The 12,323-nt window shown below is 57.6% G+C and carries 15 protein-coding genes and 1 pseudogene; 8 read left to right on the top strand and 8 right to left on the bottom strand.

Annotated features, from left to right (window positions below; all coding sequences use genetic code 11):
• Positions 1 to 131: 131 nt before the first annotated feature.
• The 5 genes from BG457_RS20705 to BG457_RS06235 form a co-directional block, all read right to left on the bottom strand.
• Entirely contained in the window at positions 132 to 254 is a 123-nt protein-coding gene (locus BG457_RS20705; RefSeq protein WP_425434913.1) for a hypothetical protein, read from the bottom strand.
• Positions 255 to 318: 64 nt separating this feature from the next.
• Complete coding sequence (locus BG457_RS06250) at positions 319 to 1,533, bottom strand: IS256 family transposase (protein ID WP_071796179.1); 1,215 nt, start codon at positions 1,531 to 1,533, stop codon at positions 319 to 321.
• Between the two features lie 140 nt (positions 1,534 to 1,673).
• The gene (gene tnpB / locus BG457_RS20700) at positions 1,674 to 1,823 is read right to left on the bottom strand and encodes an IS66 family insertion sequence element accessory protein TnpB (protein WP_175546739.1); all 150 of its coding nucleotides are present in this window, start codon (positions 1,821 to 1,823) and stop codon (positions 1,674 to 1,676) included.
• Complete coding sequence (tnpA, locus tag BG457_RS20695) at positions 1,820 to 2,185, bottom strand: IS66-like element accessory protein TnpA (protein WP_071796178.1); 366 nt, start codon at positions 2,183 to 2,185, stop codon at positions 1,820 to 1,822. Before tnpA ends, tnpB begins: the two co-directional genes overlap by 4 nt.
• Before the next feature lie 284 nt (positions 2,186 to 2,469).
• On the bottom strand, positions 2,470 to 3,234 hold the full coding sequence (locus BG457_RS06235; protein ID WP_071796177.1) for a GntR family transcriptional regulator: 765 nt from the start codon (positions 3,232 to 3,234) through the stop codon (positions 2,470 to 2,472).
• Between the two features lie 165 nt (positions 3,235 to 3,399).
• On the opposite strand from BG457_RS06235, the gene BG457_RS06230 reads away from it, so the two are divergent.
• From BG457_RS06230 to BG457_RS06205, 6 genes are all read left to right on the top strand, one after another.
• Positions 3,400 to 4,383, top strand: a complete 984-nt coding sequence (locus tag BG457_RS06230) for an SIS domain-containing protein (RefSeq protein WP_071796176.1) — start codon at positions 3,400 to 3,402, stop codon at positions 4,381 to 4,383.
• Positions 4,384 to 4,439: 56 nt separating this feature from the next.
• Positions 4,440 to 5,690 carry an ABC transporter substrate-binding protein gene (locus BG457_RS06225; RefSeq protein WP_071796175.1) on the top strand — a complete coding sequence of 417 codons (1,251 nt, stop codon included), beginning with the start codon at positions 4,440 to 4,442 and terminating at the stop codon, positions 5,688 to 5,690.
• 78 nt (positions 5,691 to 5,768) lie between these two features.
• Entirely contained in the window at positions 5,769 to 6,641 is an 873-nt protein-coding gene (locus tag BG457_RS06220) for a carbohydrate ABC transporter permease (RefSeq protein WP_071796174.1), read from the top strand.
• 1 nt (position 6,642) lies between these two features.
• A complete protein-coding gene (locus BG457_RS06215; protein WP_071796173.1) occupies positions 6,643 to 7,491 on the top strand; it encodes a carbohydrate ABC transporter permease in 849 nt (282 codons plus the stop codon).
• A 23-nt stretch (positions 7,492 to 7,514) separates the two neighbouring features.
• On the top strand, positions 7,515 to 8,390 hold the full coding sequence (locus BG457_RS06210) for a PfkB family carbohydrate kinase (protein ID WP_175546738.1): 876 nt from the start codon (positions 7,515 to 7,517) through the stop codon (positions 8,388 to 8,390).
• Positions 8,378 to 9,418, top strand: coding sequence for an ABC transporter ATP-binding protein (locus BG457_RS06205; protein WP_071796172.1), 1,041 nt, complete (start codon positions 8,378 to 8,380; stop codon positions 9,416 to 9,418). The genes BG457_RS06210 and BG457_RS06205 overlap by 13 nt, the downstream gene beginning before the upstream one ends.
• Before the next feature lie 9 nt (positions 9,419 to 9,427).
• Here BG457_RS06205 and BG457_RS06200 read toward each other — a convergent pair.
• Positions 9,428 to 10,201: pseudogene (locus BG457_RS06200) on the bottom strand (integrase core domain-containing protein); the annotation flags it as partial.
• A gap of 320 nt (positions 10,202 to 10,521) precedes the next feature.
• Between BG457_RS06200 and BG457_RS06195 the strand changes: the two are divergent.
• Both BG457_RS06195 and BG457_RS06190 read left to right on the top strand, forming a co-directional pair.
• Complete coding sequence (locus BG457_RS06195; protein ID WP_071796171.1) at positions 10,522 to 10,767, top strand: type II toxin-antitoxin system Phd/YefM family antitoxin; 246 nt, start codon at positions 10,522 to 10,524, stop codon at positions 10,765 to 10,767.
• Positions 10,764 to 11,183: a hypothetical protein gene (locus BG457_RS06190; protein ID WP_071796170.1), complete on the top strand. Its 420-nt coding sequence runs from the start codon at positions 10,764 to 10,766 to the stop codon at positions 11,181 to 11,183. Before BG457_RS06195 ends, BG457_RS06190 begins: the two co-directional genes overlap by 4 nt.
• Positions 11,184 to 11,289: 106 nt before the next feature.
• On the opposite strand, the gene BG457_RS06185 is transcribed toward BG457_RS06190, so the two are convergent.
• Positions 11,290 to 11,577 (bottom strand): HU family DNA-binding protein, encoded by a 288-nt coding sequence (locus tag BG457_RS06185; protein ID WP_071796169.1) that lies wholly within the window; start codon positions 11,575 to 11,577, stop codon positions 11,290 to 11,292.
• 302 nt (positions 11,578 to 11,879) lie between these two features.
• Entirely contained in the window at positions 11,880 to 12,200 is a 321-nt protein-coding gene (locus tag BG457_RS06180) for a hypothetical protein (protein WP_071796168.1), read from the bottom strand.
• Between the last annotated feature and the right edge of the window lie 123 nt (positions 12,201 to 12,323).

The following is a 12,323-nucleotide window of genomic DNA, read 5'->3' as shown; positions in this document are numbered from 1 at the left end:
CGAAGTTTCGGATCAAAGCGTAGAGCGAAGTGATTCCGGCGCGTGGATTGTATCGGGCAGTCTGACAGCCAACGGCATTTGCCCAGGCTGTGGGTTGCATTCGTGCCGACGTCACGGCGCTTATCCGCAGATTATCCAGCCGTTTTGGGCCTTTGAGTCCAGCGCGGATTTCTCCAGTCTATGCCTTCCAGAAGATAGCCGAGTTGTGCGGCTGATAACCTCACCGTCGTCCTGTCCTGGCTCACAGGCCAAATGAACTTGCCGGGAGTGTCTGAAACTCTGTGTATCTGATCGGGCCCATGCGGTTTTCAGATACTGTCAGGCGTCGAAGCGCCCGGCGAACATTATGGCCAGCTGATTGCGGGCGGCAACCCATTCCCGGACGGCGCGGCCGCCCTTCTCGAAGTTGCGGATGGCCAGAAAGATCAGCTTCGTGGCTGCTTCCTCGGTCGGAAACGAGCCCTTAGTCTTCAGCGTTTTTCGCAACACCCGGTTCAGCGATTCTCCGGCATTAGTGGTGTAGATGATCTTCCGGATCGCGGCGCTGAAGGCGTAGAACGGCGTGACCTCGGCCCATGCCCGGCGCCAGGCCGGGGCGATCGAGGGGTATTTTCCGGCCCATTTCTCCTCGAAGCTGTCGAGCTGGCGGGCGGCCTCCTCGGCAGTCGGGGCCTCGTAGATCGGGCGCACATCAGCCGCCACGGCCTTGCGGTCCTTCCAGCTGCAGAAATTCATCGAATGCCGGATCAGGTGGACGATGCAGGTCTGGACTGTGGTCTCGGGGAAGGCCGCGGTGATCGCCTCGGAAAAGCCCTTCAGCCCGTCCACGACGGCGATCAGGATGTCCTGGACGCCCCGGTTGCGAAGCTCGTTCATCACCGACAGCCAGAACTTGGCACCCTCGTTGTCGGCGATCCAGAGGCCCAGAACCTCCCGATCCCCGTCCCGGGTGACACCAAGGGCGATGTAGACGGCCTTGTTTTTGACCATCCGGCTGTCGGCGTCGCGGATATTCACCCGCAGGGCGTCGAAAATGAGAATCGGATACATCCGGTCCAGCGCCCGATGCTGCCAATCGCGAACCTCGTCCAGAACGGCAGCTGTGACCCGGCTGATCAGGTCGGGCGACACCCGTAGGTCGTAGAGTTCTTCGAGATGGGCCTGGATGTCGCGCACCGACAGCCCGGCGGCATAGAGCCCGATGATCTTGTCATCAATGCCGTCGATCCGGGTCTGGCCCTTCTTCACCAGCTCGGGCTCGAAGCTGCCATCCCGGTCGCGTGGCACCGAAAGCGGCACTTCGCCGTCCGAGCCCTTCACCCGCTTCGTCGCCGTGCCGTTCCGGCGATTGGCCTGTTCTGGCGGCGCTGTCGCACTGGCCTCATAGCCCAGATGCGCTGTCAGCTCGGCGCCGAGCATCCCTTCCATCAGCCGGATCTTCAGCTCCTTCGTCAACCCGGTGTCACCAAGCAGATCCTCAGGCCGCTTGCAGCCCTTCAGCAACTCGTCCAGCAGTTCGTTCGATATCGTCATCGTCCTTGCTCCTCTCAGGAAGCATGGACCAGATCACCGATACACAGAAGGTCGGACACTCTCAACTTGCCCGATTCCAGGCGATTCACATACAGCGACATACCGACGCCATCATGCCACAAAAGTTTCACCAATTCAGCTTAGCGGCCCCGGAAACAGAAGATTTCGCCACCATGTAGGTCGCGGCCAAGACCCTGCTGCACTGCAAGCGCTAGGGTGTTCATACCGCGCCGCATGTCCGTCACCCCGCCTGCGATCCAGGCCGTCGTGCCCGCCGGAAACGCAATCATCGCATTACCCTCAGGCCATTGAGCAAGCACGCTGCAGCATCCATGTCGAAATCCGCAGGGATCATCACACGGCATCGCTCGCCAAGATCGATTGTTATCACGGGCGGTTGCGACGGTGGCACGGGGGGCAGGCGTTCAGAAGACGGCCCATCCTCCTGAGGAACAAGGCGCATGAATTGCGCGGCGCATCCAAGTATCCCATAGTTGTGCCGATAGCGCCAATCGTAGAGCATCGACCGCGAGATCTCATGGCGCCGCGCGACCTCGGCCAATGTCACGCCGTCGCAATGGCTTTCTTCAACAATCCGGATCTTCTCATCATCCGTCCAACTGCGACGACGCCCCGTGTCAGAAACCGACAAAACTTGAATGCGGGGGGGAGTGCTCGTGCGCGTCCATCAGGACACTCGATAGACGATGACAACAACAAGCCGCCAGACGGCTCTCGGCGAATGCTTACCCTCCTTCTCGCTATTTCAATCTCAGACATAAGCACGTGCTCAGGCATATGCCTAGCAGGCCCCTTCCGTAATGGGGCGGTTGCAGTCAAGGCCGATGGAACAATATGAACAAAGCGCGACACAGTGGCCTGCTAAAGGAGAAAGGGGAAGTCACGCCTCAAGCCGCCTTTCTGCGACAACGCCGCCTAAACATCAATTGTTAACACGATACGGTTACACGGAGTTAGTAGTCTTGATCGCTGTAATGGGACATGGCTCTGATCAGAGATTACCTTTTCCATATCGAAAAGCGGCTCTCCTGGGTTACAGGCCAGTACCTGCCGCTCAGTTTGCCCGGCGAGTCGAACGCTGATGGTGCGGCGCACATGCGCGGGAGGTTTTCCATATTCTGTACGCAGTAGGCCATAGATCGAGATGTCATCCTTCAATCTAGTGGCCAGGCCCGGATAGAGTGAACTTGGAAACTGGGATTCATCCAGTGTGAGTGGTCCCTTTCTGGTCGTTATCAGTCGGCGCACTTGGAGAAGTTGCGATCCGATTTCCAGTTGCAGCGCCTTGGCCGCTTGCGCGTCGGCGGGGCACTCCCGAATCTCCAGAATATGGCTATGGTGTTCTACGCCTTGGGCGGAATAGGTTTCAGAGAAGCCGTCGAGGGTCATCAGACTTGTTTCGAGGCGCTGCACTGTAACGAACGTGCCTTTACCGTGGCGCTTCTCAAGGATGCCCTCTCCCTGAAGCTCGCTCACCGCGCGTCGGACTGTGATGCGGCTCACGTTGAACATCTCACACAGTTGCGCCTCAGTTGGCAAGAGACCGCCTTCTTTGAATTGCCCTTCGTTGATTGCCGCAATGAGGCGATGCTTGAGCTGCGTGTAGAGTGGAACGGCATCAGACCTCTGCAGGGTCAGGAGAGCACCATCGTTTGCGGGATGCGTAGCTTCTTGATCCATGAAGTTCCTGACTACACGAAATGACATCATATAACGTCACGATGTGTAGCCGATTGCTGTCGGTTTATCAACCTTATTGAAAATAAAGATTTAAATCATGTTGACAGAATCGTCTTCTCCTGACAACGATTATATAACGTTATATGACATCATAGGAGATGACTGATGCTCGATACCCCGTGCGCCACCCAGATCGGAGAAGCCCTTGAAGCTGCGAAGTCCCGGAAGACCGTCGGCGAAATCTACTTTGTTGCCTGCGGGGGATCATTTGCGTTGATGCTCCCGAACCAGTACGCGGTGGACCGGGAATCCAAGAGCATCGCCGGCTTCGCGATCAACGCAGCCGAGTTCACTTCCCGTGCGCCTAGGCGCCTCGGTGAAAACTCCATCGTCATACTTTGCTCACACTCGGGTACAACTCCAGAGACTGTGGAAGCAGCGCGCGTGGCCCGTGCTAAGGGTGCGCTGACAATCGCACTGACCAACGTACCAGGGAGCCCGCTTGACGAGGCGGCCGAGAAAACGGTCTTCTACTCTCACGCGCCGTTGTCGATGTCAGCTGACCATTCCGCAGCGGCACTCTACCGTCTGACGTTTGGCATCCTCGATGTCCGCGAGGGTTGCAGCAAAGCGCCTGCGCTGGAGTCTGCCCTAGAAGGTCTGCCAAAGCTGGTCGAGGGTATCCAGGCCAGTCATGCAGACAAGATTGCCGCCTACGCCGAGGCTCACAAGCGCGAGCCCGTGATCTACACGATGGCCTCGGGCGCGAACTACGGCGTCGCCTATTCCTATGCCATTTGCATCTACCAGGAGATGCAGTGGATCCACTCCGCCGCCATTCATTCCGGCGAATACTTCCACGGACCCTTTGAGATCACGGACTTCGATGTGCCGTTCGTCTTTCTCATGGGTCTTGGAAACAGCCGCGCGATGGACGCTCGGGCACTGGCCTTTGCGAGCAAATACAGCAAGCGCCTGACGGTGCTCGATGCTGCCGAATTTGGCCTTGCGGAACTGCCGGAAGGTCTCGGGGAGTATATCGCGCCCCTCGTCTTCTCGCCGCTGCTCCGGGCTTACGCTGACAAGCTGGCAGACGCAAAAGGCCATCCGCTTAGCGTTCGTCGCTATATGTGGAAGATGGACTACTGACGCTCACCCCGCCAGGGGGGCGATCGCTCCTCTGGCAATCAACTAAGGAGGAACCAATGACCACCAGGATCAAGTCGCTCTCATTTGCCGCACTTGCGGCAGTCATGGCCGTGCCGGCATATGCTGACGTCGAGCTTCAGATGTTTCACCGTTGGCCCAATGCTCCGTTCAAGCCCTACATTGACAGCGTGATCGCCGACTTCGAGGCAGCCAACCCGGGCATTCGTATCGTCACCGATCAGGTGCTCAACGATGCCTACAAGGACAAGATCCGCGTGGTCCTGGGCTCTGCCAACACGCCGGATGTGTTCTTTGCCTGGAGTGGCGAATGGGCGTTCAACATTGCCCGTGCAGGCCGCTCGATGGACCTTGGGCCGCTTCTGGAGGCCAATCCGGAGTGGGCGCAGAACATTGTCGCCGAGCAGATCGAGCCCTTCACAATGGACGGGACGGTCTATGGCCTGCCCTGGCAGATGGATGGGAAGGCAATCTTCTATAACAAGCGTATCTTCGAAGAACTCGGTCTGACCGAACCCCAAACCTTCGGTGAGTTGATGCAGGTCTGCGGAACCCTGCAAAACGCTGGCCATACGCCCATCCTCTTCGGTTCGCGTGCGCCGTGGGCCATCAGCCACTACATTGGTACGTTCAACGAACGCATCGTCGCACCTGAAGTTCTGGCTGCGGACTACAACCGCGCGACAGGCGAGTTCACCCATCCTGGCTACGTCGAGGCGCTCGAGAAGTTCGCCGAACTCGCGACATGCATGAACCGCTCGCCGAACGGCATCGATCACGAAAGCACGCGCAACAACTTCATCGCTGAGCGCGGCGCGATGGCCTATCTTCAGTATGCCGAGATGGGGTTCTTGACGGCGGCTGAGTTTCCCTATGGCTTCTTCATCTTCCCTGAGATCGAGGGTGGCAAGGGCCGGCAGACGACACTGCAAGGCGCCCCGCAAGGCTGGATGATTTCGGCCGATACGAAGCATCCCGAGGAAGCGGCGAAGTTCCTGGAGTTCCTGATATCGCCGGAGATGGGTGCACGCCTGACCGCAGAGACCGGTATCATCAGCCCGGTTAAGGGCGCGGTAACGGCCGAATCCGCCACGCCGGAACAGCTTGTTGCCTTCGAGCAGATCATGAATGCGGGTGATCCCTATATCTGGCTTGATACTGCACTCGATAGTGCCGTTGCAGATGCGTACATGCGCGGTGTCCAGTTGCTTCTCGATGGGCGGATGACACCGGAAGAGGTGATGATGGACGTTCAGGCCGCAGCTGATCGCGTTCGTGGCAGCCTCTGACCAGTTTTCTTCCATGGCGACCGGGGTGGCGCGTTCAGCGCCACCCAGAGCATAAAATCGAACTAAGACGAGGCTTGCATGTCCCGCCGTGCCCTGGACCTGACAATCTATTCCCTGCCGTTCCTCCTCGTTGTTGGCGTCTTCGTATTCTACCCGCTGATAGCGAATTTCTATTACAGTTTCCAAGCCTTCTCAGCCTTCTCTCCCACAATGCGACCGGTTGGCCTCGAGAACTACGCCCGCCTGATGAATGACCCGGTCATCCGTATCGCATTCGTTAATGTCGGCCTTTACGCAGCGCTGTCGGTCTTGTGCCAGGTTGCGTTTGGGCTTGTTCTGGCAGCAATCCTTTCACAGGCTTTCCTCGGTCGCTGGGCTCGTTTCCTACAGGCTTTCTTTTTTCTGCCCGTGGTAATGTCGATCACCGTCATCGCTTTCGTGTTTACATTTTTTTATGATCCCATGACGGGACTAATCAACGAGCTACTCGCCGCAGTTGGTCTAGGAGCATGGCAGCGTGCCTGGCTCGGTGAAAGCGCAACCGCCATTTACGCAGTGATCGCAGTGTCTCAGTGGCAGAGCATCGGTTATGTGATGATGCTATTCGTGGTCGCAATCCAAGGCATCCCGCGCGATCTGTACGAAGCGGCAGAACTCGATGGCGCCGGACCGGTGGCACAGTTCTTCTACATCACGGTTCCGCAGGTTCGGGAAATGCTGATCGTCGCGACGGTAATCACCGTCACCGGGTCCATCACAGTGTTCAGCGAGCCGCATATCCTGACCGGCGGTGGTCCCGGCAACTCATCGACAGTCCTCGCGACCTACATGTACCGCTCAGCCTTCTTTCGCGATGAGATGGGATACGCCGCTGCGATCGCCTCGGTGATCTTCGTTGCCACAATGATGGTGTCGCTGCTGCAGCTGCGGCTCTTCGGAAAGGCGAAATGATATGATACCCGCTGCAATTCTGCGACATCCTGGCCGACTGCCCGTGATAACCCTGTTGGCGCTACACACAGTGATCGTCGCCTATCCTCTGTTCTGGATGGTCTCAAACTCGCTCAAGACCACGCAGGAAATCTATGCGGCAAGCTGGTCCCTACCCACTCGCTGGGTATTCGAGAACTATGCCGAAGCCTGGGTCCGGGGCATCTCGGGCTATTTCATGAACTCGGTTATCGTGACCGGCAGCACGATCGCGCTGACACTCGCAATTTCGGCACTTGCTGCATTCGGCATGGTCAGGGCTGAGGCAAGCGGCATCGGCCGAGCGGCCAATGTGGTCTTTCTTGCATGTATCGCTGGAATGCTGGTCGCGCCGCAGGTGGCTCTCGTGCCGCTCTACAAGATGATGCAGACGCTTGGGTTGCACAATAGTCACCTAGCCCTGATCCTGCCATATACTGCCTATCGGCTGCCGATCACAATCCTACTTGTTCGCGCGGTGTTCCTCGCAGTTCCTCGTGATCTCGACGACTGTGCCAACATCGACGGCTGCAATTCCTTCCAAGTGCTCTGGCACGTATATCTGCCAATGAGCCGGTCGATCCTTTTGACCTGCGCCGTGCTGACGGCCTATTATGCTTGGAATGAGTTTCTGTTCGCGATCATCTTCATCGACAGTGATCGATTAAAGACTATCCCGGCGGGGCTCATGAATTTCCGTGACGCATTGATGACAGATTGGGGCGTGCTCGTTGCTGGCCTTGTTATCGCCGCCGCGCCGATCATCTTGTTATTTATCGTTGCGCAGCGCTACTTCCTATCGGGTTTTGCCACTGGCGCCGTGAAAGGCTGACGGAAATGCAAGGACAGGATGATATGGCTCCAATGAATGGATATGGACTAGTCGGAATCGGCGACAACGTTGTGGATTTCTACCGCGATCAGGACGCTTACTACCCAGGCGGCAACGCACTCAACGTAGCAGTGCTCGCCCGCCGCTTCGGCCTCGCTGCCACGGCCTATGTCGGCATCATAGGGGACGACGAAGAAGGTGAGCACGTCCGAGCAAGCCTATTGGCCGAGGGTCTTGACGATGCGCACTTGCGCGTGCTCCCTGGCGCGACTGGCAGGGCGGAGGTAACACTCGATGCCACTGGCGATCGAATATTCGTGGGTTCCAACCGCGGCGGGGTTCGCAAGGCCAAGCCTCTGCACTTGACCAACGAGGACTTCGTGCTCGTTCGAACGCTTGGTCACGTCCACAGTTCCTGTTTTAGCTATATTGAGGATTCACTGCCGCAGATTGCGGAAGCAGCACTCAGCCTCAGCTATGATTTCTCAACGGGTCACGACCCGGCGTACTTGGCTCGGGTTTGCCCGCATGTCACGACGGCATTCCTTTCTGGCTCCGATCTGGATCAGACCGGCATAACCACTTTGATTGGTGCTGTGCATCAACTTGGCACGTCTACAGTTTGCGTGACACGGGGTGAAAAGGGGGCGATCTGGTCATCTGGTGGCCGGGTGATAGAGCAGGGCATCGTTCCGGCGACAGTTGTGGATACGATGGGCGCTGGCGATGCCTTCATCGCCGGATATCTGGCGTCGGCCATTGCCGGTCAGCCAGCGGAGGCAGCCTTGGCCCATGGAGCGGCTTCGGCAGCAAATGCATGCAGTTGGCAAGGGGCATTCGGCCACGCCAAACCGGCGATCTCAACCGCTGCCGATGGAGAACCACAATGGCACAACTGACCCTGACCAACGTCCGCAAGTCCTTCGGCAGCCTTGAAGTGCTGAAGGGGATCGATCTCTCTATCGAAAGCGGTGAACTCATCGTTTTTGTCGGCCCCTCCGGCTGCGGCAAGTCGACACTACTGAGACTGATAGCCGGGCTCGATGAAATCACAGAGGGAACACTTGAGATCGAAGGACGGGTCGTCAACGACGTGCCGGCTGCAAAGCGCCGCATTGCAATGGTATTTCAGTCATATGCGCTCTACCCGCACATGACCGTGCGCCGAAATATGGCATTCGGGCTGAAGATGTCACGTCTGCCGAGGGCTGAGATCGAACGTCGAGTCGCGAATGCCGCAACCATGCTGAAGCTCGAGCCACTTATGGAGCGCCTGCCGAAACAGCTCTCTGGCGGGCAACGCCAGCGGGTGGCGATCGGTCGCGCCATTACGCGAGAACCAGCGGTGTTTCTGTTCGATGAACCACTCTCAAACCTGGACGCGGCACTTCGCGTTGCAACCCGTATTGAGATTGCCGGCCTTCATGAACGGTTACCTGCGGCAACAATGATCTACGTTACCCATGACCAGGTGGAGGCCATGACGCTTGCGGATCGCATCGTGGTCATGAATGCGGGGCGGATCGAGCAAGTTGGCACACCGATGGAACTCTACCATCGTCCGGCGAACGAATTTGTTGCGCAGTTCATTGGCTCACCAGCAATGAATGTTCTTCCCGCTGAAGAGATAGCCAATGGCAATTTTGGACCTCGCGCCAAGACAGTAGGTATTCGGCCGGAGGATCTCCGGCTTGTAGACAGCGAGCCGCTCATCACCGGAAAAGTGCTTCTAGTTGAACAGCTTGGAGAGGTTACTCTTGCATATGCGAGGACCGAGACCGGCAGGTCCATCTCCGTCAAGCTTCCTGGAGATCATGCGATTGCGAGAGATGATGTTATTTCCATAGGGGCCCCGCTTGAGAAGGTGCATTGTTTCGACCAGGACGGCCTAAGAGTATCCCAAGAAGAAGTTCTAACGGAAACTTAATTTGTCCACTTAACCTTCTTGACTGACGAATGACATGACGGTTTCGATGGGTCCTCGGCCCATGTTGCGATAGCCGAGGTGTGGTCGCTCGGTATTGTAGAACACGAGCCACGCGTTGAGGTCGGCCTGGAGCGCCTCGACGCTTTCGTAGAACTTCTCGCGCATCTTCACCCGGAAGAACTCGTCGAGGACAGTGCCGATGAACCTTTCCACGAAGCCGTTTAGGTCGAGATAGAGTTCGTAGGAGTGTTTCTCGGTCCCGCAGAACTCCCGGCCATTATCGGTGAGCACGGCCTTCACCGGCAGGTCGAGGTTGCGGTAGAAGGGCAGCACGTCGTTGTGTAGCACCGCCACCGCCGCCTCGGGCTGCTTGGAGACATGGAGGAACCCGAAGGCATACGAGCCGAAGGTGTCCACCACGGCGTGCAAGTAGACCTTGCCCACGCCTTTCAGGGTGCCCACGAAGAAAGTGTCGGCCGACAGCAGCTCGCCCGGAGCCCCTGATTCAACATGCCTTTCCCGAAAGCAGGGGCTCAGCTTCTCCAGGAACGCCGCCTGCTCGCCGGTCAGTTCGATGGCCGTCTCAGCGTGCTTGGCCTCCAGCGCCAGCCAGCGGTCGTAACGCGTGCCCAAACCGCTGTCGTGCAGGATATTCTGGATCGTGATTGCCGACACGGGGATGCCTTCCAGCGCCAGCGCCCGGATCTTCTCCACCGTCTCGGGCGGGGTGGTCTGCGGGTGCGACTTGTAGATCGGCGGCAGGTTCTTCAGCCCTTCGAAGCCCCCCATGTGTCCTATTAGGTCACACAACGCATGAAACACCTTTACCGTGTCGCAGGCGAGTTGAACGAAGACCAAGACGCCCGGATCAAGGCATGGCGCCCCAACTGTTTCTGATGGCCAAGCAGGGCGGCGCGAACCGCCCGCTTGACCTGTAACCAAGGTTGACAAAATGTCAGCCGAGTAAGAGTCTGGAATCGTAAAGCATGTAGGAGTTTCGCTCCGTTCCTTTTTGCGATGGAACCAACTGCCCCCGGCTGGTCGCGGTTTTATCTTGCAAGCTTGGCCTATTTTGTCTATTTTAGACAAAAGGAGTTCCCCGCATGCGTTCTTTCCCTTCAAGTGACCTCAAACAAATTTTGGGCGATGTTCTTCACGCCGCCAGTCATGGGCCCGTGACCATCACAAAGCACAATAAGCCGCGCTTTGTTCTGATGAGCATAGATGATTACGAACAGCGGTTTCAGAAAGACCCGCGAAGCGCCATCGCGGTTGAGGACATGCCGACCGAGCATTTGGCCATGCTCGAACGGGCATTGCGTGGTGCAACAGATGGAGATCTGGAATGACCACCAGACCCCAACAAGGCGATGTGTGGTCCTATGATTACCTCTGGCAACGAGAGCATGAGGCTGGTCAGGAGCATGGCCGTAAGCCTCGGCCGACTGCGCTGGTTGCAACTGTCGCCAGTCAGGACGGAACGACCAACCTGTTCATTCTGCCCATTACCAGCAAAACCCCCGGAAAAGACCGTCTGGCACTTGAAGTGCCGCAGATCGAACGCAGGCGCGCAGGCCTCGATGCTGACAAGCGGCTCTGGATTATCCTGGACGAATACAATCACGACATTCTTGAAGCGTCCTATCACTTTGACCCCAATGGACGCCTTGGCGCATTCAGCGCGATGTTCATCAGGAATGCCTTGCGCAGCTTCAGCGATGCCGCCCGAAGCCGCCAAACAAGACGAGTGCCGCGAACTGATTGATTGCCAATCGCGCTGACAGGTGCTGTTGATGTCCTGACCGGCCCAAGGGAACAAGCCCCCTGCCCCGGTCAGGACGGGCGCTGCCCGCGCAGGTCCGCTGCGCGGTTCAAGCCTGCTGTTCGTTCAGACGTTTTTGAAGCCCGCTCGATGTCCGAAATGCCACAGCGTACTTCGCTTCCACATCGACTGCTTCCCCCGTTCGCGGATTGCGACCCCGCCGCGCACCGCGCCATTTCGCGCTGAATGCACCAAAACCACGAAGCTCTACCCGCTCACCTCGGCTCAGCGCTTCGGCGATCTCTTTGAATACTGCATCTACCACAGCAATGATCTCGCGCTGCGACAAATGCTGGTTCTTCTCTGCTAGCGTTGAAATCAGTTCCGATTTGACCATCTCATACTCCAAAGAGGCGAACTAGGATTACAAGCAGCTTTGAATGCTCAGAACAAGGTTCTTGTCCTTCAGCACAACCGGCGTCTGCCCCGGCCGATTCTGAACCATCCAGACTCGTGTGGCAATCCTTGCCGGTCCATCAAGCACACGCCCTGCGCAGCGCTGTTTACAGATATCCGGCCGTCCCGGTGCTGGGGCGGCTGATTTACCTCAGCATCGAAGTCAACCTGCTCATTATCAAGATCACCTTCACCGCAAAGCGACGCCCGTAGCCGGCGCCCCGCGCACTAACGCGCCCGGTGTTAGGCGTCCTCGCCGTCTTGTGCCTCCTCGTACCAGCTTGCCAGCATGGGCGGCAAAAGCGGAAGATCCGGATACACCCGAAGAACCGAACGATATTCCTCTACCGCCTCTGAGCTCACGCGCTTCGATGGCTGAAACCCTAGTCCAAGTCGCAGTATCCGTGCCGCCAAATAACCATCGCTCATTCGGAACTCTGGTGAGCGTCGCGCTAGGTCTGACAACATCAGCGACACCTGACTGGCCGTTTCTTCGAGAACATGCGCTGTTTCTTCGTAATACCGAAACTCGGTGTCCTCGTCCTCATTAAGCGTTCCGCTCATCTCCGATCCTTCTTTGTCGCACAGCCGCTATCGTCTTCGTGCGCCGAAATTACGTGGGTGTTTGACCCCAAGTGCCAACAACCAATCTCCAAATATAAGGCTCTGCCTTGTCTTATGATTTTC

The organism is Natronohydrobacter thiooxidans (genome assembly GCF_001884735.1).
Lineage (GTDB): Bacteria > Pseudomonadota > Alphaproteobacteria > Rhodobacterales > Rhodobacteraceae > Roseinatronobacter > Roseinatronobacter thiooxidans_A.
This window is presented reverse-complemented; position numbering and strand designations above follow the sequence as displayed.